Below are 21,071 nucleotides of genomic sequence, written 5' to 3'. Positions count from 1 at the left end.
TGACTGTTCCGATTAGCAAGACGCGCCTGGACGGGCCGCCGCAGCGCTAGCCCACCAACAGGGCCTTCACGGCCGCCGCCGAGAAATCCACGCCGTGCCCCGAGGCGATGGACGCGGCAGCCGCCTCCGCCAGCGCGACGGCCATGACGCCGTCGTACGGGCTGACACGGGAAGTCTCACCCGAAGCCCGGGCCGCGGCAAACTCGGCATTTTGCAAGGTGTAGGGACTGTCCGCCGGAGTTTGGGCAGGCAGGTATCCGTCACCCTCCGCCCCGATCATCTCCTGGGCCGGGGACTCGTAGGCAACTCTCCCGTCGGCCATGACCAGGCTTACGTTGGTGCGGAAGGGCATGCCGTCAGGACCCCACTCGCCCCGCAGGTGGCTCACGGCACCGCCTTCATGGGTCATGACCACGCGCGCGCTGACAGGCCGCGGCACGATGCCTCCGTCGCTCGAGGGTTCCTGCACGGCATGGACCCGGGTGACCTCACCGGCCAGCCATCGGGCCTGGTCGAGGTCGTGGATCATCTGGTCGCGGATGATTCCGCCGCCCAACGATTCGTTGAAAAACCAGGAGCCGGCCGCCGGCGCCCCACTGGACCGGCTCAACCGCACCACGGCGGGCGCCCCAATTCTCTTTTCGGAAATCTGCTCGTGAACGTCAACGTATTCGGGGAAAAAGCGGACCACGTGGGCAGGAAAGAGCCGCACTCCGGCGGCATGGGCGGCGTTGGCAATCTCCGCGGCCCGGACGGCAGTCTCGGCCAGCGGCTTCTCGCAGATGACGTCCTTGCCCGCGGCAATGGCGGCCATGGCGTAGGCGTGGTGGGAGGTGGTGGGCGTCAGGATGCTGACCATGTCGCAGGCATCGAGCAGCGCCTGAAGGGAGTCGGCTTCCGCGACGCCGAACTCCTGAACCACAGCGGCCGCGCCCGACCGCGAATACACGGTCACTGCCGCGCCCAGCTGCAGCCAGCCGGCAATGTGGACCCCTGAAATGCCGCCGGCGCCGATGAGGCCGACTCGAAGCTGCTCCACAAAAGATCCTGACTGTCCGGCGAACGACCGATTTTCCTCCACCCTACGCGGGATGCTGCAGAAATTCCGGCAGCGCCTCAACATAGACGGTTTGCGGTGGCTGAAGGTACATGACAAGGACCCGCTCCCCCACGGGAAAGGTGCTGCTCCCGTCATAGGGGCGGGCATGATACGCCGATGTGCCGCCCCTGATCTCGATCATGACCTCGCCGAGCGTGCCGGGCCCGATGGCTCCGGAGACCCTGCCAATTTTTCCCGTCAGGCTCCTGTCCTGATCACTGTGCACCCGGCTGCTCCTTTGGCTTGGAGGCGTTGACTTCCTTCAGGGCCGTTGTCAGGGCCGGCAGGTAGTTGCCCACCTGTGAGAGGATCCCGCCCACCATGTTGTTGATTCCGTCGCCGCCATTGAGCACTGTCAGCTGGCCAACATGGGCGAACGGTTCCGCCGCCGCTGCCACGATCGCCGGCATGTTTTCAGCCAGCTGCTGGCTGATGACGGCCTCCTGGTTGGTCCCCAACGCCTCGGCGCGGGCCTTGATGCCCTCGGCCTCGGCCAGCGCCTTGGCCTTGATGGCCGACGCCGCCGCCTCCCCACGCGCCTTCGTCGCTGCCGCCTCGGCCTCGCCGGTGACGCGCGTGGCGCCTGCCGTGGCCGCGGCCGCCGTCGCATTTGCCTGCGCTTCCAGCTCCGTCTTCCTGGCTCGGGCCTCGGCTGCGCTGATGTCCGCGGCCTTCTGCGCCTCGGCCTCGGTCCGTTGGGCATAGGCTCTTGCATCCGCAGGCTTCCTGACGGATGTTTGCAGCTTTTGTTCCTCCCTGTCGGCCTCGAGCTTTGCGACCTCGGTTTCCTGGACCACCACCTGCTGGCGTGCCGTGGCGTCGGCCAACGGTCCGGCCTGGGCGGCGTTGGCCCGTGCGGTTTCCGCATTGGCCTGGGCCGCCGACTGCTTGATGGCCGAGACACTTTGGGCGCTGGCGATCAACGATGCCGCCTCGGCCTCCTTTTCGGCCGCCTCGCGGTTACGGGTCGCCTCGGCAATGCGGGCCTCCATCACCACCTGGGCGATGTGCGGCTTGGCAAGGTTCTGGATGTATCCGGTGGGGTCCTCAAGGTCCTTGATCTGCAGGGAATCCACCACGAGGCCAAGCTTTTCCATTTCAATGCCGCTGGCACTTCGCACCTGGGAGGCCAATTTGTCCCGTTCCCTGATGATCTCCTCCACCGTCATGGAGCCGATGATTGACCGCAGGTGACCTTCGAAGACGTTGTACACCTGGCTTTCCATCTTGGCTTGCTGCCCTAGGAAACGGCGGGCCGCATTGGCGATAAACGGCGTCGAATCCCCAATCTTGAAGATGACAACACCCTGGACTACCACCTGGATGCCCTGGGAGGTGACGCAGTTGACCTGAAGCTCGGTCTCGTTAAGGGTCAGCGACAGCGACCTGACGGTTTGCAGGCCCGGTATGACAAACGCGCCCTTGCCCGTGACGATGCGGAAGTCCATGCCGTCGGTGGTGGCTGCCGCGGGGCGGCCGCGGCTGAAACCTGAAATGATCAGCGCCTCGTTGGGTTCGGCGACCTGCCACATCATTTTCACTGCACCACGGACGAGCAACCCGAGAACTACCAGAACAACTATCACGACAATCAACGGGATGAACGCTATGAGGTATTGCATGACCCAAGTCCTTTCGAAGGAAGAATGGTCGCAACGGTTCACCCGTTCCCCAGTCACGGGGCGATCTCACGGCCTGCAGATGCAATTGTGGGTCCAGCTGATGCGGAAACACCCGTCAAGGGTGCTTCCACCCTCCAAAGTACTCGTCATTTCGTTGTACCGGCAGTGTGCAGGCAGTGGATATTGGCCACAGTCCCTGAGGCTGCCCCACTCCAAACAGCAGCTGATGCGGTGAACCGGGTCGATTTATCGCATCTGCTGCGATTTCAAATCACATCAGGGTGGGATCAGTCGCCGGCGGGCTCGGCGAACCACAGCCGCGTCTCGCCATACTTCTTCGCGGCAAGGAGGTTCATGGAATCGGGCCAGGTGGGTTCGGGCGTCCGGGCCGAGCGTTCGACGACGACCACGGCGTAGGGGCTCAGCCGCGGACCCAGCAGCTCAAGGACTAGGGACAGCTCCTCCTCGGTCAGGGGGTAGGGCGGGTCCATGAAGACCAGGTCCCACTGGTCAACGCCGGCGTCGGCCACCCGGGCCAGAAACGACTCAACCTTGGAGCGCTGCACGGTGACAATCTTGGATTTGAGCACCTTGTTCACCAGCTCGGCGTTGCGCTGGCACACAGCGGCTGCCTTGTCATTGAATTCAATGAGCTCGACGGACTTTGCCCCGCGGCTGGCGCTTTCAATCCCCAGCGAGCCAGACCCGGCGTACAGGTCAAGCACACGGGTGCCGGCCAGCATGTTCATCGACTCGAGCCGGGAGAACAAGGCCTCCTTCACCCGGTCGGTGGTGGGGCGGGTGCCGTCCCCCGGCACTGAAACAAGCGGGCTTCCGCCTGCCGTGCCGGCAACGATCCGGCTCATGCGCCTGCCATCCAGGTCACAGTATTGCTAGCCACGTTCAAGGAATGCCTCATTTTTCTCTGTCACATACGTATCAATTTCAAGCTTCAGCGCCGGGTGGAATGCAAGGTCGGGGTCGGCGGCCACAATGTCGGTGGCATCGTCCCTGGCCCGTTCGATCAAGTCCCCGTCGCGCACCACGCTGAGCATGCGCAGGCCGCTGACACCGCCTGACTGCCGTGCCCCCAGAATGTCGCCTTCTCGGCGCATTTCCAAATCCTGCTTCGCCAGCACGAACCCGTCGCTTGTTTCTGCCACCGCCTCAAGCCGTTTGCGGCTCGGGTGGCCCTTTTCAAGGTTGGTCACGAGCAGGCATGTGCCGTCCAGCCCGCCGCGCCCCACCCGTCCCCGGAGCTGGTGCAGCTGTGACATCCCAAACCTGTCAGCGTCAAGGATCACCATGAGCGTTGCATTGTGCACGTCAACGCCGACTTCGATCACGGTGGTGGCGACAAGGACGTCGATCTCCCCGGCGGCAAACGCTGCCATGGTGGCCTGTTTGTCGGCCGAATCCAGCTTCCCGTGCAGCGGCGCAATGCGAAGGCCCGCCAGCACGGGAAGCGACTGCAGGTACGCCAGGACGCCAAGCACCCCCGCCATGGGGCGCGAATCGCCGTCGCGCCCCGACTGGTCCTCGAAGTTGTCCTCGGATTGCGGGCCCTCGCCGATCTTGGGGCACACCACATAAACCTGGTGTCCGCCGTCGACTTCTTCACGGGTGCGGGCCCACACCCTGTCCCCCCAACTTGGGTGGTCATCCAACGGGGCGAGGTGGGTGATGATGGGCGCCCGGCCGGCAGGAAGTTCCGTCAGCTCGGACACTTCCAGGTCGCCAAAGACTGTCATGGCGACCGTTCGCGGGATGGGCGTGGCTGTCATGACCAGCAGGTGCGGTGGCTTGAGCGCCTTGGGTCGCAGGGCGTCGCGCTGTTCGACGCCGAAGCGGTGCTGTTCATCGACAACGATGAGGCCAAGATCGGCAAAATGCACGTTGTCCGACAGTAGGGCGTGGGTGCCGATGACGATTCCGGCCTCCCCCGACACGGCCGCCAGCAGCGCCTTTTTTCTGGCCGCAACGGGCATGGAGCCAGTCAGCAGGGTGACCTGGGTGGCATGCTGTCCGCCCATAAGCGTCCCTGCCCCCAGATTTCCCAACAGCGCCGTGATGGAGTTCAGGTGCTGGGCGGCGAGGACCTCCGTGGGTGCCAGGAATGCGGCCTGCCCTCCGGCGTCGATCACCTGGAGCATGGCGCGCAGGGCCACAACGGTCTTCCCCGAACCCACCTCGCCCTGCAACAGCCTGTGCATGGGGTGTCCGGCCGCAATCTCGGCGGCAATAAGCGCGCCGATGTCTTGCTGCCCGGCAGTCAAGGTGTAGGGCAGGGACGCGTCGAAGGCGTCCAACAGGGCGCCACTGACGGGTGCCCGGCCGGTGGCATCCTGCCGCGAAGCCGCCAACCGCTTCTGCGCCAGGGCCGTCTGCAGCGCCAACGCCTCCTGGAAGCGGAAGCGCTTGCGGGCGCGCGGCCAGGATTCCATGGTGGAGGGCTGGTGGATTTCGCTGTACGCCTGGCTCAGGGGCATGAGCCTTTCACGGGCGGCGATGTTCTTTGGCACCGGGTCCGGAATTCGCTCCAGGTCAAGAACTGGCAGGAGCGTCTTGATGACATCTTCGGTTTTCCAGCTGGGGAACTTTGCCGTGGCCGGGTAGACGGGAACGGGCTTCGCCGCATGGAATTCCACCTCGTGCTCGGCCAGGTCGTCGTCGGGCAGCAGGACGTACCCCGGGTTGGTCAGCACCTTGTGACCGCCGTACGTGCCCACCTTGCCAGAGAACATGGCCAGCACGCCCGGCTGCAGCTCCTGTTTGGCCTTGAAGCCGTTGAAGAAGCTGATCACCAGGGCCGAGGGGCGCCCCGAGTTGTCGGTGATGACGACGTCGCTGATGGTGCCCTTGCGGGTCTGCATGTGGCGGGTTCGCAGATCAACCACCCGGGCAAGGATGGTGACGTCCTCATCCACTTGCAGCTGGTCAAGGTCTGTCAGGTCGCCGCGGGCAATGTAGCGCCGCGGGAACTGGTGGAGCATCTGCCCCACCGTGGTGATGTCCAGTGCCTTGGCCACCTGCCTGGCCGACGGCGTTCCCACCAGCCGTGACAGCTCAAGTCCCAGCTCGGTATGCATGCGCGACCCACCGGGCGGCAGGGCGGAGTCGTCGCTAGAGGAGATCATGGACGTCTTCGGGTGCGTTGGCCGAAAGGGCCGAGATGCTCACATTGCTTGGATCACCCACAGCCCGGATGGCATCAAGTGCCACGGCGGCCGAGGGGACATGGACGTGCAGCCGCCACGGGTAGGCCCCCATGGGGTCGGCCTCCTCTGAGACGGCGCTCATGATGACGGAATCGCCCAGGCTGCCGAGTTCAAGGCGAAGGCCTGCCGCGGCCAGCGGGGTCAGGGAGATGGTGCACATGACCTCCACGCCCTCCTGTTCAGGCATTGACAGCGCAATGTTGGGGTCCTGCACCTTGTAGCCCGACAGCCCGTCAAGCAGTTCCTCCTGCAGCGGCTCGCCGACGATGACCGAGCGCAGGCAGTCGAGAATCAGCAGCAGGCCGACGCCGCCGGCGTCGACAACGTGCGCCTCGGTGAGCACGCCGAGCTGCGATTCGGTCAGCACCACTGCCTCTCGCGCGGCAGCCACCGCCCCGGTGATGGTTTGCGCCAGGGCGTGGTTGGATTCGTCCCCGTGGAGGGCGGAATCAATCGACGTCGCACCCCGCGCAGCGGCCTCAAGGACCGAAAGCATGGTGCCGGGCATTGGCTCGCTCAATGCGCTCCATGCCCGCAATTGCGCCCTGTGCAGGGCCGCAGCCAGGAGGGGCCCGCTCAGCCGCTGGGCGCCAGCAAAGGGTTCGGCCATGGCGGCGATGGAAACGGAGAGGAGCGTGCCCGAGTTTCCGCGGGCCTGTTCCATGGCGGCCCGTCCGGCAACGGCCATGGTGACGCCAACGTCGGACGGTTCAAGGTCAGCCACGGCCTGTGCTGCCGCCCGCACCGTCTGGTACAGGTTTGTCCCGGTGTCCGCATCTGCCACAGGGTAGATGTTGATGGCGTTGAGGCGGTCGCTGTGGTTGGCCAGGGTCTGTTCGGACATTGTCAACCAGCGGCGGACTACCGGCGCAGTAGCGGCGATCTTAGACTGCAAAATGATCCCATCCCAGGGTGCCGTATCCGGCACCTTTGAAGTTCTGTCCGTCAATGGTGACGGCCTCACCGGCCACGTCCATTGACACTATCGAGCCTATCCCAACGAAGCATTCAGGGAGGTCCGACCCCGCCGGAAATGTGGATAACAGTCCGTGGTCCTCGCCTCCCGTGAGCACCCAGGTAAGCGGGTCAACGCCGAGGGCGTCGGCGCATTCGGTGAGCCTGCCCGCGAATTGCTTCAGGACCGCCCCATCCAGGTCGCAGCCGACGCCGCTGGCCTGCGCCAGGCGGGTGGCGTCGCGCAGCAGTCCATCGGAAATGTCCATCATGGCGGTGGCGCCGGCGCGTGCTGCCAGGGGTCCGGCAGCCAGTGGCGGCTCGGGCCGGGAGAACAGGGCTGCGGCGTGTGCTTGTGCCGGTGTGTAGCCCTGCGGCGGCAGTGCGCTTTCATGCAGCGCCCAGCCTGCCGCCGAGAATCCCATGGTGCCGCACACGGCAACCACGTCCCCCACCTTCGCGCCGCTGCGCAGGACGGGTTCGACGCCGTCCAGGGAGCCCGTGACGGCAACAGTCACCACGAGTTCGCTGCCCCCCGACAGGTCCCCGCCTGCCACGGAGCAGGCTGAAGCGCCGAGCGCAACCATGGCGGCGCTCAGGCCATCGGCAAGGTCCTCAACCCAGCTGACAGGCGTGGTGCCCGGGAGGGTGAGACTGACAACGAGGGCGGTGGCGGTGGCGCCCATGGCGTTGATATCGCTAAGGTTCTGTGCGGCGGCCTTCCAGCCGACGTCAAATCCCGAGGAGGTGCTGCCGTTGGGCCACAGCAGGCGGAAGTCCTTGTCCTGGACCTGCGTGTCGATGGAGATGACCGTGCGCCCGTCCGGGGCGGCAATGATGGCGCAGTCGTCCCCGGGGCCAAGCAACATGGACGTGCCGGCGTGCAGGCGCGGGAAAATCCGGGCCAGGAGCTCGGACTCGGACAGGTCGGCGACGGTGGAAATCATGCTTCAACCGTAGCCGCTGCGTGGGACATTGCCCGATTCGGCGATTCTGAAAACACTCTGTGGAACCTCCGCAAAAAGCCTTGACGTGCCCTGTGACATGGAGGAACGTCATTCATAACCACGCGGTTTCAGGCCTGCCCAGACCACGGCGTGGCGAAGGAGGCAATACTTTCATGGCCAGAACCAACTCCAGATACGGCTGGGTCCCGGACCTCCCGGACCAGCGCGACTTCCACTTCGCGGCACCGACGGCTGTCCACGTGGCCCTGCCGCCCGCCGTCGACCTCCGTCCCGGCTGCCCTCCCGTCTACGATCAGGGACAGCTGGGTTCGTGCACAGGAAACGGCGTGGCCGGGGTCGTGCAGTTTGACGCCCTCAAGGAGCAGCTCCCCGACACCTCAACCCCCTCCCGGCTGTTCATCTACTACAACGAGAGGGTCATCGAAGGCACCGTGGCTTCCGACGCCGGCGCACAGATCCGAGACGGCATCAAGACGGTCGCCACCACGGGCGCGTGCGACGAAACCCTGTGGCCCTACGACATCACCCAGTTCGCCGTCAAGCCGTCGGCCGCCTGCTACACCGCGGCCAAGGGCCAGCGCGCCATCGCCTACGCGCGCGTCAGCCAGTCGTTGGATCAGATGAAGGGATGCCTGGCCTCCGGATACCCAATCGTCTTTGGCTTCACCGTTTATGACAGCTTCGAAAGCGCAACTGTCGCCAGCTCCGGCGTCGTGCCCATGCCGGCGTCGGGCGAGAGCGTGCTTGGCGGACACTGCGTGATGGCAGTGGGCTACGACGACGCCAGCCAGCGCTTCACCATCCGCAACTCCTGGGGTGAGGGCTGGGGCATGGCCGGATACGCCACCATGCCGTACGCCTACCTGCTGAGCAAGTCCCTGGCAAGCGACTTCTGGTGCGTGAAGTCAACATCGTAGAAGCGGTGTGAACGCCCGCAACGGCTGCGGGATCGGGGCCTTGAAGGCCCTCATCCCGCAGCCGTCGCGGTTCAGGTAGCCAGGGGTTTAGGTAGCAAGCCTGGCGAAGAACTTCCGCAGTTCCGTGTGCACCGGATTCGGCCCGCCTGCGGGATCGGGCCCGACGGCGGACAGGCCGGCATAGGCGTGCCGCTCACCCCGGGGCGGCAGCGGCTGCGGGTTCAAGGCCGCGGCGGATCCGTCGTTTGGCCACTGCACGTCCCCCGTTGCCGTCCGTGCAGGGACCAGCCAGTAATCGCCAGTGCTGTAATCGGACGGGACACCTTGATCATTGGCCAAGAACGTGGCCTGGACACCGTCCTCAAGGTCGATCCACACAGGCTGCCCGGGGATGGATTCCGCCAGGGCCACGGCGCCCCCGGCGACCGGGTCACCGTCGTGGTCCCACCGCCGCAGGTAGGGGTGCAGCGCGGGATCGGTTCCGACCCTCGGATCGGCGACTCCCTCCAGGGCCACGGTGAACGTGTCGCGCTCGATCGAGTGCACGCGCAGCAGCGGCGAGGCCGAGTGCCGCAGCGTTGAGGCGTCGTCGACAAGTTCAACCCAGCCGCCCACCACCAGGCCAAGATCGGTGTCCCTGCCAAGCGTGGCGAGCTGGACCGTGGTTGTTTGGGCCGTGGCGTCGACGGCGGGAACACCTGACAGTGCCATCACCACCGAGCCGTTTTCCCTCGACCACTTGAACGTGGCCCCCTGCCCCTGAACGGCTGCCACGCCCGGAGCATGAACCTCAATGCGGTACAGCTGGTTTTCAAGGCCCCGGTAGCGGGCACCGGGCTCGATGGTGCAGGGGTCGTTGTTCGTGGCGGGCGGCTCCGCCCTGGCGGCCATGAGCGGGACAGTCCGGGCAAGGCTGTCGGCCCAAAACGCCTGGTTGTTCACGGGATCCTCCCCCGTGGCTGGCAGCACCCGCACCTGCCAGGTCAGCTGCGCCCGGCCCGCGGTGTCGGGTCCGCCAAGCGCCACCTCGGCAATGAACGGCTCCTCAACTGCCGCTACGTACCGTTCCCACACGTCGAGGTAGACCACGTAGCTCCCAAGTGCTGCCAGGGCGTCCACGGTGGTGTTCCCGTCAAAGGGGTATCCGGTTTGTTCGCTGTAGAGCAGCACCTGCGGATTTTCACACATGGCCCCGTTGACGTAGTAACGCCCGGGCATGATCATGAAGTCGCCAGGGTCAAGCCGCTTGCCCAGGTTCTTGCCCACTGCGGCATCCGTTGAGATGCCAAACCCGGCAGTGCCCGCCGGTCCCCCGGCCGGGCCGATGAGGTCGGCCGCCAGCGCCTGCAGGTAATGCTGGGAAATGGCCGACTGTTCGTTCAGGTCGGCGTCGAGGTGGACCCTGCCCTGCTGCATGAGGACGCGGGTGTAGTGGTGGCGCGGGTCAAAGGTGTCCCTGCTGAAGTCGCCCTTCATGGCGTTCCCCTCTCTGGTGGAAAGATGCCGGTGGAAAACCCTGCAACGGTGAATTCATCCAGCCGTGCGCGCAGGTTCGCCTCACGCTGGGGTTCGAAGAGGTCATGGAAGGCCCCCATCCACGACTCGTCGGAGGCGCCGCGCAGGATCTCCGCTGCGCAGTCGGAGGCCAAGCTGCCGTAGAGGGGTGTGCCGTAACGCTGGCTGGCGAGGGCCGGTCGCACCCGCAGGTCCTGACTGTCCGCCGTCGCACCGTCGACGGCGGCCGCCCGGACAAGGTCGGGCTGGCAGTTGAAGCGTTGCGGTGTCTTCGAGGCCGGCGCCACGTAGGAAAACCGCAGGCAGCCGATCTGGCGGCGGGTCGGGACAAGTGCGCCAAGGAACAAGCTGTCCTCCCCCAGCAGCACCTCGTGGACAAGCAACTGGCCAATCACGGTGCACCGACGCACGCACAACGAGCTGAAGGCCGGCCCTCCCGTCTCGTCGCACAGGGCGGGGCTGCAGGGATCCGTAGCGTCCCAGATGCTGTCGGCGAGCGCCAGTGGTGGCGCCTGCCCGTTGTCTGGGTCGCGGCGGACGGTGATGGTGCCAAGGATGCTGTGGGAGATCTCGACGGCGGCGCGGGTTCCGTCGAGCAGGATACTTGACTCCTCGGGGCGTAGGGGTTCGCAGTCGCAATCCAGGTTCCAGCCGGGCACGAGCGTGCAGTGGCGGATGGTGACGGCGCACAGGTCCCCGCCTGCCGTTATGTCCGTGTCCCCTGCGGCGGCGCCGTCGGGGCCCGCGCCGTCGGGGTCGTCAGACCCTGTCGGGCGGCGGGCGGCGGGGCCGTTGATAACGAGCCCGCGCCCCACAACGAGCAGCCCGTCAAGGACGAAGCGGCTGGCGTTTCCGCCCGTCACGCTCAGGGGATCGGCCTGGTCCACCCGGTAGTCGAGCAGGCGCAGCACGGGTCGGGCGCCGTCGGCCGCACGCAGCTGAAGGTATTCGGCCGGGGCGAGCGCGAACTCAAAGCGCTCCTCGTAGGCGCGGCTGTCCATGATCTCAATGACTGCGGCATTGCGCGGTTCCCCCGTGGCGGGGTCGGGGGAGCCCCTGTCCGCGGCCCATTGGGCGTGGGCACCCATGACGTCGGCGAACTCCCCCGCGAGCCTCCCTGCCTTGCGCACCCTGTACACGGCGGCACCTGCGGGCTGTGCCGGCAGCCGGGGATACTCGCCGCCGCCCATCGCCATGCTGAAGCCGTAGTGGTAGGAGACGGTGACGCCGCGGGGAAGCTGCCCGGCAGGGAAGATGAGCCTGCCCCTCTCCGGGTCCGCGAGCACCTTGTTGCGGGGTGCCTTGTACGCGTGCCAGTCGGCGAGGTTGGCTGGGACCACGTCCCCTGGCCCCAGCACCAGCTGCGCCTTGTTCCGCCACCCCCATGCTGTGACGGATATGCTGCGCCCGGGCCCAAAGTACGACGGCGATGCGCTCGCCGCAGGTGGGCGCAGGCTCACCACATCGGTGAACTCGCGTGTGTCGATGGGCAGGGGCAGGCGCAGTTCGGGGCGGGCCGCATCCGGGGAGCCGGTTGCCACCTCCTGGGTGAAAAGGGGCGTGTCGTGTCCGAGCACGCTGAACGTGAAGCACTGGTTCCCCTCCTTTTCCACACAGCAGGCGGGGGCGTCGGTGATCGGGTAGGAGGACAGCCTGGCCGGGAAGACCCCTATCGACGGGATGTTGAACCGTCCCTTGGACCTGTGCGAGTCGGGGCGCCTGACGTCCACCGAATGCGCGGCACCGTCGAGGAATCCGCCGAGCCGGTCGAGGGCGCCGCCGTCACGCAGTGACAGCGTTCCGCCACGGCCAGGGTGTTGGTGGTTAAGGTGCTGGTTCCAGCCAAGCAGGGGAAAGAACTCCGCCGCATGCCCCTCCCATCCCGCCGAATCAAGCGAGAGCTGCTCCAACACGGCAAGGGTTCCCTTGCGTCGCCTGAAGTTGATGGTGTGGGCAACCTCCCGGCGCCGGGCGAGGATCCTGTTGCGGGCGGCGCTGCTGGCACCAGTGCCCGGCAGTCCGGCGTCGTGCACGGGTTCGTACCCCACAAGGGCTCCGATGTAGGGCACGGCCCAGGCTTGTGCGGTTTCCACGAACCAGTCCGCATACAGGGTTGCGATGTCCGCTTCCACAACGAGTCCCTGCTCGTCCATGACGGCCAGGAGCTCACGCAGCGGGTAGCCCTGCTCGGCGTCACGGCTGCGGTAGATGCCCGGCAGGAGGTTGTACAGGTAGTCGGGCGGGCGGGTCATGGCTGCACCTCGTTCAGGATCAGGCTGTCGGGGACGCCCGCCTGCAGGCAGGCCAGCTGGGCCGGGAGCGGGACACCGGCAACAACGCGGTCACCTGCCACCGGGATGCGCCGCGGCACGGCCCCCGGATCGGGCGGCGGCCCGCCGGCCAGGTCCGCGATCGCCGAGGTGAGGGCCGTGTCCGCCAGGGTGGTGAGCAGGTCGAGGTCCACGTACTCGACGCCTTGGACGGCTGCCATGGCGGATATGACAGCACTGCTGGGCAGGTCCTGGCCAAGCGCCATGGCGTCGAAGCCGAAGGCGGCAAGCAGTGCAGCCCGCACGGCGGGTTCGACCAGCGTCCAGTCGTAGTCGGCGGCGACCTTGATGGTGGCCCCGAGCACCAGGGCAAGCTCCTCGCGCACCACGAGTTTCACCCGCAGTTGCGGGTCGCCGTAAAGGGTCAGGGCGCTGCGGAGGTTGCGGAAGAGGTCGGAGGTGGCGTCGATGGGGGCATCCTCCACCCCGGCGATCGTGACCTGGATCAGGGCCGAGCCGCCCGCGTGCAGCAGCGCCGAGCTGGACTTGCCGACGCCGGCAAACGTGGCCGCAAAGGCGGCGTAGTCGCTGACTGACACCAGCCGGTCAAGGGCCGTCACGGCCAGGGGCGCGTTGGCCCGTGTCGCATCACGTGTTTCAGGGTCGGCACCGCCGGATGTTGCCAGCGGGTTTGTCACGGCAGTGACGCCGAGGGGACGTGTGGCGAGCTGGCTGATCTGGCCGGGCGCGACGTTGCCCGGGGCACCGATGCCGCTGCGGTATGCGGCGTGGATGTTCTCGGCCCCCGTGGGCAGGCGCTGACCGTGCGGCGGGTTGCCGAAGGTGACTGTGGTGCCCCCTATCCCAGGAACTGCCGTTCCGGCCTCGTGCGTGCTCGTGAAGAAGCCGCGTTGGCCAGCTCCCAGGTAGGCCAGGCCGGGGACCTCCGGCCACTGCACGCCGTTGACGCGGACCACGAGGGTGCTGGCGGCGCCTGCCGGTGTGGGGGCGGCAATGTAGGTCAGCGGCGGGGCCTTGAGCGTGAACTGTTGCAGGGCGGCGGCCGCATTTCCGGCGCCGAGCACCTCTGCGGTGGATTGCCCGTGCGTCGCGTGCGCCACGTTTCCGCAAACGGTGACGGTGTCCCGCTTATACGTGTAGGCCAGGGGCTGGGCGAAGGTCAGGAACGTGTGGCGGGACTCCCCCGCCAGGACCTGGCCGTCGTTGCTTGCACCGGACTGGACGACGGCGGCCAGCATGAGCAGTTCGGCGGCGTGGATGGCGCCCATCCCACCGCCCAGGTCAACGTCGCTGCGGTCCCCCGAGACGATGACCCACCGGCCGGCCTTGAGCCCGTCGTACAGGCCGTCGAGTTCAAGGGTGTTACCGAGGACATCGTCGGTGACTGGTTGCTGGGCCAGGGCCAGCCCCTCCTGCCGGACGTAGGCGGTGGATGCCCGCAGGACGCCCATGCCGTCGGTTCCTTCGATGTTCATTTCCGCGATCAACGGATTCCACCAATCCTCGGCCAGCACCAGCGAGGTGGACCTCCCTGCCAGTCCGTAGGCGAAGCGGGATGCTGTGCGGACAGACTTGATGGTGGTCAACACGACCGTGAAGGCGTCGGCCCCGTCGGTGGAGCCGCGCTCCATGACCATCAGGTCCCCGGCCTGCAGCGTCGGGTGGGCAGTGTCCAGGAACGCCGTCGAGGGCCTTTCGTCGCCGGCCAGGGCCCAGTCCGACGTCGCCGGGTAGAAAATGCCGCCGTCGAAACTTCCGGGGACGGGGGCGTTGTTTCCGTACAGGGGCGCAGCCTGGCGCAACGCCCACACGGTGATGTCTGTGGGGGCGCTGATGGCAGCGCCGGACAGGGCCTGGTAGATGGTCGGGGCCAGCTGGGCATGCAGCCCTGTCAGCAGTTGCGGGAAGACCTCCCCGCTTCCGGCAAAGGTGGAGGCGTAGGAGCGTTCAAGGTTTTGCGCGGTGGCCGGCGGGATCGATCCCGGCAGCAGAAGCTGGCCCACGAGCCGATCGAGCGGGTTCCTGCCCTTGTCGCGGGCACTGAAGGACTCCCCCGCATTGGCGGCCGTCTGGAGTTCGGCGACGGAATTTCCGGCGCCAACGGGGTGTCCGGCAAGTAGTTCAATGGCGGCAAGGGCCTGTTCAAGGGCCGGCACGAGCCGGGCGTACCCCTTCCCGCGGGCAGCTTCGAGCTCATTGCGGATGGCGGGGAGGGTGTTCACGGCGACCCAGTCGGCTAGGTCCTGGGCCGTGACCGTGCCCAGCTTTGCCAGCACGTCGGTCAGCGCGGCGGTGACCCGCTCGGCTGTGGCGGTGCCTGCCGCCCCGCGCAGCGCCTGCAAGGCCGCGGTGACCGCGGCCGATTGGAACTCCAGGCCAAAGTCGCCGCCAAACCATCCCTGCAGGTCAACGTGGGTCCACTGGGCGGCGTCATCGACCGTGACAGCCTTGACCCGCACGGCCTTCAGGTTCCCGCTGCCCAGGCCCAGCACGAGTGCATCGTTTACGGCCAGACCCGTGGCTGTGCCTGCGAGGTAGAGGCCGTTAGCGGCAATGGAGGCCGCGCTCTGGTCCCGGGCCATGCGGGGGCGCAGCGCATTCCACTCGGAGCGTGCCGTGAGGTCATCGCTTGTTTCAAAGGCCTGCATGGTCTGCCCCGGGGCGGGGATGCTGTTGGCCCTGGCCCCGGCGGGAATGAGAACCTCAGTGGAGTTCGGGTCCACGGTGTAGGCCAGGTACGCCGTCGCGGCCACGCCCGGGCGGGGCCGCCAGCCGACCAGGGCGGCCAGCTCACACACGGACCGTTGCTCCACCGCGCTGCCAAGATAGCCTTCGTTGCAGATCCGTTCCTGGTAGAAAGTGAGGACGTCCGCGGCCGTTGCCCAGGCGTCGAGCATGGCCATTGAGGCATCGGAGAGCTCCCTGGTGCGCAGCGCGGCCAGCTGCGGGTGGGCTGCGCTTGAGAGGCGCTCCGACATCGCGGCCATGAAACTTGGCCGGGTGCCCACCCTGTGTGAGAGTGCCGGGAGCCCCGGGAGGTTGCTGGTGGGAAGAGGGGTCGCGGCCGCCGATCCGCCGCAGCCACAGCCCCCTCCGCAGCCGCCGCAGCCTGTGCCTGTGCATGTGCCGTTTCCGGCTGCCTGGGCGTTCATAGCCCGCCTCCGATGGTCAGTGTGAGCGTCCCGTGGTCAGGGAAGTCGGGTGAGTTGTCAAGGCGCACGATTTCCATCGGTCCCACGCCAAGGACCCCGTTCTCGAGCTCATGGTTGGGCGCCTTGCCTTGGCGTTGAAGCTTGGTGACGACGACGCTTTCGACGCCGGCCACGGACTGGGCTGCCGCCACGAGGGAGGAAACGTACACCCCGGCGCCAAACGTCAACCTGTCCGGGTTGAAGAACGCCGGCTGCCCGTCGGGCCCGGTTCCGCTGCCGAGCAGTTGCAGCAGGGTGCCGCGGATGTCGCCGCGGATGTAGTGCGGCAGCACGCACACCCCAAGCTCCACCTCGACGGGCACGTAGGCCGCGGCCGTGACGGCCAGATCGTGGCCCATGCGCCGATAGGGCCGCAGCCCGTCCTGGGTGTTGGACAGCAGCTGCGCTGGCGGGTCCTCCGTGCCCCACGGGTCGATCCCGACCCGTGCTTCAAACCAGCTGCCGGTCCAGGCCAGTTGGGCGGCCGCCCGTTGCAGGCCCGGCTGCGCCCCGGCGAGGGCTGCGTAGTCATCGGCCGTGATGGCGCGCAGCAGCTGCATGCGGAAGGCGTCGGGGGCCAGCAGCCGTGCCTGCGCCACGGACTCCCCGTCCATGCCGCCGAAGGCAGCGAGCGGGTTGCGCGGGCTGACCTGCACGCCGCTCCAGGACGCGTTGCGCAGCACGAGGAAGGTGATGCTGTCCCGGCCCACGTTCCCTGCAGTGCCGTTGCCAACCCTGTAGCTCGCCGTCCCGAGGAGCCCGGCCGCGGGCTGCGCCCCCAGGTCCCCGTCGCCAAAGCGCAGGGTGGCCAGTCCGGCGTCGTCAATTTCCGCCACGAACTCTCTGTCAAGGGGACCGCTCTCCAGCAGGCTTTGCTGCGGGCGCCAGAGAGTTGCCGACCCTGTGTCCGGGTCCGTGAACGCAAGTTCGACGGCGGGCAGCGCAGCCCGCGGGTCCCGCACCGACGCGGCGCTTGCGGCGCCGCGGACCCACGCATCCGTATGGGTGATAGGCGACTGGGCCAAGGCGGGCGTGATGGGGCCGGGGATGGCCGTTTCCTCCACGGCAGAACCCTCACAGCAGCACTCGCCCGTGATTTCCAGGGTCGGCACGGGATCCCAGGGCGGGTCTGTGACTGTGCGCCCGTGGTCCACGAGGATCGTGTTGCCGCGGGCGACGCCGATCCGTTCGACCGGGGCGCAGCCTGGGGCCGCGGTGCGTGTGGCCAGGCACAGGTTGAAGGTGAGCGCGTCGGCCCGGTCCCAGGCGACGGCAACCAACCAGCCGCCGTCGGTCACGGGATTTACTGAGGTGAGCGTGACGGCCTGCCGGTGGGCGGGGTCGGCGTCGGCCGGGTCACCCGTGGCGGGCCCGCGGACCTCCTCGAGGATCAGCACGTCCCCGGCGGCAAGGTTCATTGCCTTGGTGGGCATGGTGGCGGACCAGGCGGCGGGCAGCGGGGCGTCGGGGTTGGCTGCACGCCACAGGGCCTTGTCCACGAGCACGGCGCCGGTGGTGCCGGCCGGCAGCACGCAGGTGTCACCGCCCGCCGTGTCGATCTCAATCTCGCTGCAGGCGGCCTGGAACACGATGCCCGTGGCCGTGGTGTCGACGGGTTCAAATACCGTGTAGTTCCCATCGGGCAGGTTCTCGAGCATGTCCTGCGTCAGCACGCTCCCGAAGGGCACGGTGAGGGCGGGGAAACCCGTGATGAAGAACAGCCCGGAGGCGTCAACGGCGGGCGTGTCGGCATTCGTCCACACCGTCAGCCAGGCCCGCGCGTTGAGCCCTTCGTGGAGGTAATAGTCCACGAGCCGAACGTGGCGGCGCACCGACACCCTGCGCCTGGCCGTGCGCAGGTAAGCCTCGGTGGCGACGGCGTCCTGGTAGTAGCTGAGTTCGTCGGCCGCGTAGGCCAGCACCTCGACGATGGCAATCCCGACGTCGGCCGCGTGCCGCTCCTGCCAGTGCGGCATCGTGGCGGCCAGCCGGTCCAGCATGAGGCGCCGGAAGCTCTCATAGTCCTTGGCGAGATAGTCGATGTCCGGTTCAGGCGCGGGGGCGCCCTGACCTGGGCAGCCCCTGACACAGTCGACCCCTGTGGGGCAGCCCGCCTTGAAGCCGAAGCAGGCCTGGGCAAAGCGGGGGTCAAAGCCCGGCAGGGGGCCCCACGCGGAGTCGGTGCCGGTGCCGGGCGCGCCAAGGATCAGTGTGTAGCGGGAGAAGTCCCCGCGCCGGTCAACCGAAACGGCGAGGCAGGCGTCGGTGGATTCCCCGGCGGCGTCCGAAGAATCAACGGTCTGGGTGTCCCCGGTACCGTTGCTGGAGGGGCCTGCGGAGGCGGCGCCGGGGGTGCTGCCCGCCGCCCCGCCGTCGTCAAGCATGCCAAGGACGGCCAGTCCGCTCACCACAATGCCCGTCACGGCCTCACCGCCCTGGACACGCACATTGGCGGCCGTGAGCCCTGCGGGGTTGGCGCCTGAGGCGACGGCGGGAACGGCACCCATGAAGTGCACAAAGACCGTGAGCTGGTCCTCCGAGACCTCGATCCAGTCGATCGCGTTGAGTTGGGCGCGGTTGGCAAAGGCCTCCGCCCGGGCGGCCGGGCCCGGACAGGAGCAGACGGAACTTGTCAGGTTCATGGCTCACCCATTCCTGTAAATGTTTCGGAAAGCACATCGGGGCTGCCTGCCAGCCTGTAGCTGATGTCAACGCTGATGGTCGAGTCATCGGCTGTGACGGCAAGTGCCGTCACAGCCATGACGTCCCCGAGCCAGCGCTGCAACCCCGCCCGGACAGTAAATTGGAGAGCCGCGGCCAGTTCCGGGCTGTTGGGGCCGAACACGAGCTGCGCCAGGCCAGAGCCGAAGTCCGGCCGGTTGACGCGCTCGCCGGGGTTCGTGAACAGGAACTCCTCGATCATGTCCCGTACATGGCCGGCGTCGTCAATGGTGGCGGTGAGTCCGTGGTCATCAAAGCGCCAGGGGTACTCGATGTTCATGGCGCTCACACCCCCGTGACCCGAAGCTGGAAGACCAGCGGCGTCAGGGGCGTTCCGGTGGGCGCGCAGAGGGCCTGGCTGTCGGCGAGCAGCAGCGGCTGGCCGTCGGAGGTCACCCGGGTTGCCGCCGTCGTCCAGGTGGCAGTGACGCAGGGGCCGTTTCCGGCCGACGGCGGGGGCATGGCGCACCCAGCCACGGTCCATGGCGCGACCATGGTGACGGCGGGCTGCCCGCTAAGCGTGACGCGCGGGCTCGGTGCGGTTGGCTGCGCCTGGCCGCCGTGGGCGCACAGCACTGTCGCGCCGACGTGAAGCAAAGGTCCCGGCATGGTGTGCCCCTATCCCCGGCCGTCAGGTGACGGCCAGTGCCCCGTTGTTGATGGTGACGCTCGGCCCGGCCAACACGATCGTTGCCGCGCCGTTGGTGATGGTGATCCCCACTTCGTTGACGAGGATGCTGGCCCCTCCGGCGCTGCGGATCTGAATCCCACCGGCGGGCCCCGGAAGGTCGCTGATGGTGATGGAATTTTGCAGTGCGCTCGCCAGCACGATGCTGGGGCTCAGCGGGTTGCCTGCGAGCGCCATGGCAGGCATTTCCGCCGCGCTGCCCCAGAACCCGCCGGTCCAGATGGGGTAGTCAAGCTCGCCTTGTTCGTACTCGATCCAGACGGCAGAGCCGATGGCGGGGAGCACGAAAATGCCCGATTGTTTGCCCGCAAATGGCACGCACGGCAAGGCCCAGGAGGAGGGGGTGAGGGCGCTGATGCTGGGCACTAGGGCCTGGATGCGTCCCATTTGTTGTGGGTCGAGGTTTTGGACCACCGTGCCCCGGAACTTGCCGAGGTATTCCCCGCTCATGCCGCCACCGTCGGAACCGTGGAGATGAGCCCGTTGCGGGAGAGCGTGAAGTTTTGCATGAACTCCCCGGCCTTGATGGAGTGCTTGACCTCGGAGACGTAATAGAGGCCGTCGAAGGCGAGCCCGGCCCCGCGCACACCCACGAGCGAGCGCGGGGTGAGGATCCGCCCGTACCGCAGCACGTCCAGGCTGCCCTTGCCCTCGACGGTGTCTGCCGTGTTGGCGGCGGCCGCGATGCCCGTCAGGATGGCCTGGACAGGGGTGTACTTGGCTGTTTCCTTCAGTGGCTTCGTGTTCGACGGCGGCAGGTTCACCAGTCCCAGCGGGGGGTTGAGCGGGGTGATGGGCGGGATGGGGATGGGCAGCGGGATGTGCGTTTGTTGATTTTGGATGAACACGATGGGCATGACGGCCTTCTGCGGCTGGTAGGTGAAGGTGATCCTTGCTGTGTTGGTGAAGGCGTCCATGTCCATGTTGAGGGCAGTTTGCGGCGCCCCCACCTTGATGCGCGGACCCCAGTAGGCAGTGCTGGTGCCGGGGATGGGGCCCGGTGCCACGTAGAAGACGTAGCCGACCTTTGCGGCAAGTGCCGTGATGTACTTCAGGTCGGTGCCCTGCTGGGCGGGGATCCGATCGGTGGGGATGGGCACGTCAAGCATGATGCTGGGCACGATAACCGGCAGCACCCCGAGCGCCAGGTACTTCGCCAGGACAAGGGCGACGGCTGCCTCGGCCGGCATGGCGGGGAAGGGCAGGCCGGTCAAATCCAGCTTGTCCATCAGTTTGCTCAGGTCCTCCCCCGTGACCTGCAGGATGGAGTGCGCGGCGTCGCTGCCAGGCATCACCTGGACCTGGGTGACGACGCCGTCGGCCAGGACCGTGACGGAGCCGTTGAGGGTGGCGCTGAGCACCACCCTGATGATGGGGAACGGCGAGCCGCCGGAGAGTATGAAAAGGGTCGGCAGGATGGAGGAGTTGCTCATGGTGAACTGCAGTGTGAAGGCGCTGGGGCCGACGTCGCGCTCGGTGATCTCGACGCTGACCAGGGCCTCGACGATCTCGGGCGGCACAGGGATGGGGATGGCCGGGCCCACCATGAGGCCTAGTTGCAGGGAGCTAGACATGGGGCGCCCCCTGCATGCCCGCAGGCAGGGTGATGCGCAAAACGGTGCCGGGGGTCGCAACAAGGTCGCGCGGGAGCATGGCCCTGTTGGCGTCGGCAACCCGCCACGACAGCTCGGGGTCGTTGAGCGCGGCGGCCGCGACGGTGTCGATCCTGTCCCTGGCAGCCACTTGGTACGTGGCGATTTGGGCCAAGGTTTCCGGGTGCGGGAGGAAGCGGCGGGCCAGGTAGGCAATGACCGTACCCGAAGGCGTCGTGAGTGTCCTGGTGCCGGTGCCGAGATAGCGGCTGTTGGCGGCGAAGGTGGCGGCCAT

At 67.3% G+C, this 21,071-nt stretch carries 17 protein-coding genes; 1 reads left to right on the top strand and 16 read right to left on the bottom strand.

Annotation, left to right across the window (positions count from 1 at the left end):
* Positions 1-46: 46 nt before the first annotated feature.
* From AAGW05_RS02060 to thiL, 7 genes are all read right to left on the bottom strand, one after another.
* Positions 47-1,123, bottom strand: coding sequence for a Gfo/Idh/MocA family protein (locus tag AAGW05_RS02060; protein ID WP_411802789.1), 1,077 nt, complete (start codon positions 1,121-1,123; stop codon positions 47-49).
* Positions 1,083-1,325 (bottom strand): hypothetical protein, encoded by a 243-nt coding sequence (locus tag AAGW05_RS02055; protein ID WP_411802788.1) that lies wholly within the window; start codon positions 1,323-1,325, stop codon positions 1,083-1,085. The genes AAGW05_RS02060 and AAGW05_RS02055 overlap by 41 nt, the downstream gene beginning before the upstream one ends.
* Positions 1,315-2,721: an SPFH domain-containing protein gene (locus AAGW05_RS02050; RefSeq protein WP_411802787.1), complete on the bottom strand. Its 1,407-nt coding sequence runs from the start codon at positions 2,719-2,721 to the stop codon at positions 1,315-1,317. Before AAGW05_RS02050 ends, AAGW05_RS02055 begins: the two co-directional genes overlap by 11 nt.
* A gap of 287 nt (positions 2,722-3,008) precedes the next feature.
* Positions 3,009-3,587 carry a 16S rRNA (guanine(966)-N(2))-methyltransferase RsmD gene (gene rsmD / locus AAGW05_RS02045; protein WP_411802786.1) on the bottom strand — a complete coding sequence of 193 codons (579 nt, stop codon included), beginning with the start codon at positions 3,585-3,587 and terminating at the stop codon, positions 3,009-3,011.
* 27 nt (positions 3,588-3,614) lie between these two features.
* Positions 3,615-5,810: an ATP-dependent DNA helicase RecG gene (locus AAGW05_RS02040; protein WP_411802855.1), complete on the bottom strand. Its 2,196-nt coding sequence runs from the start codon at positions 5,808-5,810 to the stop codon at positions 3,615-3,617.
* Positions 5,811-5,844: 34 nt separating this feature from the next.
* Complete coding sequence (locus AAGW05_RS02035) at positions 5,845-6,783, bottom strand: DAK2 domain-containing protein (protein ID WP_411802785.1); 939 nt, start codon at positions 6,781-6,783, stop codon at positions 5,845-5,847.
* Between the two features lie 40 nt (positions 6,784-6,823).
* On the bottom strand, positions 6,824-7,840 hold the full coding sequence (gene thiL / locus AAGW05_RS02030; protein ID WP_411802784.1) for a thiamine-phosphate kinase: 1,017 nt from the start codon (positions 7,838-7,840) through the stop codon (positions 6,824-6,826).
* A 173-nt stretch (positions 7,841-8,013) separates the two neighbouring features.
* Between thiL and AAGW05_RS02025 the strand changes: the two genes are divergently transcribed.
* Positions 8,014-8,778 (top strand): C1 family peptidase, encoded by a 765-nt coding sequence (locus AAGW05_RS02025; RefSeq protein ID WP_411802783.1) that lies wholly within the window; start codon positions 8,014-8,016, stop codon positions 8,776-8,778.
* An 87-nt stretch (positions 8,779-8,865) separates the two neighbouring features.
* On the opposite strand, the gene AAGW05_RS02020 is transcribed toward AAGW05_RS02025, so the two are convergent.
* Genes AAGW05_RS02020 through AAGW05_RS01980 form a run of 9 tightly spaced genes read right to left on the bottom strand, consistent with a single transcriptional unit; the run spans position 8,866 to position 21,071 of the window.
* A complete protein-coding gene (locus tag AAGW05_RS02020) occupies positions 8,866-10,254 on the bottom strand; it encodes a DUF6519 domain-containing protein (RefSeq protein ID WP_411802782.1) in 1,389 nt (462 codons plus the stop codon).
* Positions 10,251-12,545, bottom strand: coding sequence for a hypothetical protein (locus AAGW05_RS02015; protein WP_411802781.1), 2,295 nt, complete (start codon positions 12,543-12,545; stop codon positions 10,251-10,253). Before AAGW05_RS02015 ends, AAGW05_RS02020 begins: the two co-directional genes overlap by 4 nt.
* Positions 12,542-15,736: a putative baseplate assembly protein gene (locus AAGW05_RS02010; RefSeq protein ID WP_411802780.1), complete on the bottom strand. Its 3,195-nt coding sequence runs from the start codon at positions 15,734-15,736 to the stop codon at positions 12,542-12,544. The genes AAGW05_RS02015 and AAGW05_RS02010 overlap by 4 nt, the downstream gene beginning before the upstream one ends.
* Positions 15,733-18,417, bottom strand: coding sequence for a putative baseplate assembly protein (locus tag AAGW05_RS02005; RefSeq protein ID WP_411802779.1), 2,685 nt, complete (start codon positions 18,415-18,417; stop codon positions 15,733-15,735). Before AAGW05_RS02005 ends, AAGW05_RS02010 begins: the two co-directional genes overlap by 4 nt.
* Positions 18,414-18,776, bottom strand: a complete 363-nt coding sequence (locus tag AAGW05_RS02000; RefSeq protein ID WP_411802854.1) for a GPW/gp25 family protein — start codon at positions 18,774-18,776, stop codon at positions 18,414-18,416. The genes AAGW05_RS02005 and AAGW05_RS02000 overlap by 4 nt, the downstream gene beginning before the upstream one ends.
* Before the next feature lie 5 nt (positions 18,777-18,781).
* Positions 18,782-19,105: a hypothetical protein gene (locus tag AAGW05_RS01995; protein WP_411802778.1), complete on the bottom strand. Its 324-nt coding sequence runs from the start codon at positions 19,103-19,105 to the stop codon at positions 18,782-18,784.
* Between the two features lie 22 nt (positions 19,106-19,127).
* The gene (locus AAGW05_RS01990) at positions 19,128-19,634 is read right to left on the bottom strand and encodes a phage baseplate assembly protein V (protein WP_411802777.1); all 507 of its coding nucleotides are present in this window, start codon (positions 19,632-19,634) and stop codon (positions 19,128-19,130) included.
* Positions 19,631-20,758, bottom strand: coding sequence for a hypothetical protein (locus AAGW05_RS01985; RefSeq protein ID WP_411802776.1), 1,128 nt, complete (start codon positions 20,756-20,758; stop codon positions 19,631-19,633). The genes AAGW05_RS01990 and AAGW05_RS01985 overlap by 4 nt, the downstream gene beginning before the upstream one ends.
* Positions 20,751-21,071, bottom strand: a complete 321-nt coding sequence (locus tag AAGW05_RS01980) for a LysM domain-containing protein (RefSeq protein ID WP_411802775.1) — start codon at positions 21,069-21,071, stop codon at positions 20,751-20,753. Before AAGW05_RS01980 ends, AAGW05_RS01985 begins: the two co-directional genes overlap by 8 nt.

The organism is Arthrobacter sp. LAPM80 (assembly GCF_046736435.1).
Lineage (GTDB): Bacteria > Actinomycetota > Actinomycetes > Actinomycetales > Micrococcaceae > Specibacter.
This window is presented reverse-complemented; position numbering and strand designations above follow the sequence as displayed.

Coding starts and splice junctions, on each gene's coding strand:
- AAGW05_RS02060 (WP_411802789.1), bottom strand. CDS start 1,123: ATGTTGAGGCGCTGCCGGAATTTCTGCAGCATCCCGCGTAGGGTGGAG.
- AAGW05_RS02015 (WP_411802781.1), bottom strand. CDS start 12,545: ATGACCCGCCCGCCCGACTACCTGTACAACCTCCTGCCGGGCATCTAC.
- AAGW05_RS01980 (WP_411802775.1), bottom strand. CDS start 21,071: ATGGCCGCCACCTTCGCCGCCAACAGCCGCTATCTCGGCACCGGCACC.
- AAGW05_RS02000 (WP_411802854.1), bottom strand. CDS start 18,776: ATGAACATCGAGTACCCCTGGCGCTTTGATGACCACGGACTCACCGCC.
- rsmD (WP_411802786.1), bottom strand. CDS start 3,587: ATGAGCCGGATCGTTGCCGGCACGGCAGGCGGAAGCCCGCTTGTTTCA.
- AAGW05_RS02050 (WP_411802787.1), bottom strand. CDS start 2,721: ATGCAATACCTCATAGCGTTCATCCCGTTGATTGTCGTGATAGTTGTT.
- thiL (WP_411802784.1), bottom strand. CDS start 7,840: ATGATTTCCACCGTCGCCGACCTGTCCGAGTCCGAGCTCCTGGCCCGG.
- AAGW05_RS02005 (WP_411802779.1), bottom strand. CDS start 18,417: ATGAACCTGACAAGTTCCGTCTGCTCCTGTCCGGGCCCGGCCGCCCGG.
- AAGW05_RS02040 (WP_411802855.1), bottom strand. CDS start 5,810: ATGCATACCGAGCTGGGACTTGAGCTGTCACGGCTGGTGGGAACGCCG.
- AAGW05_RS02020 (WP_411802782.1), bottom strand. CDS start 10,254: ATGAAGGGCGACTTCAGCAGGGACACCTTTGACCCGCGCCACCACTAC.
- AAGW05_RS02025 (WP_411802783.1), top strand. CDS start 8,014: ATGGCCAGAACCAACTCCAGATACGGCTGGGTCCCGGACCTCCCGGAC.
- AAGW05_RS01995 (WP_411802778.1), bottom strand. CDS start 19,105: ATGCCGGGACCTTTGCTTCACGTCGGCGCGACAGTGCTGTGCGCCCAC.
- AAGW05_RS01990 (WP_411802777.1), bottom strand. CDS start 19,634: ATGAGCGGGGAATACCTCGGCAAGTTCCGGGGCACGGTGGTCCAAAAC.
- AAGW05_RS02035 (WP_411802785.1), bottom strand. CDS start 6,783: ATGTCCGAACAGACCCTGGCCAACCACAGCGACCGCCTCAACGCCATC.
- AAGW05_RS02010 (WP_411802780.1), bottom strand. CDS start 15,736: ATGAACGCCCAGGCAGCCGGAAACGGCACATGCACAGGCACAGGCTGC.
- AAGW05_RS01985 (WP_411802776.1), bottom strand. CDS start 20,758: ATGTCTAGCTCCCTGCAACTAGGCCTCATGGTGGGCCCGGCCATCCCC.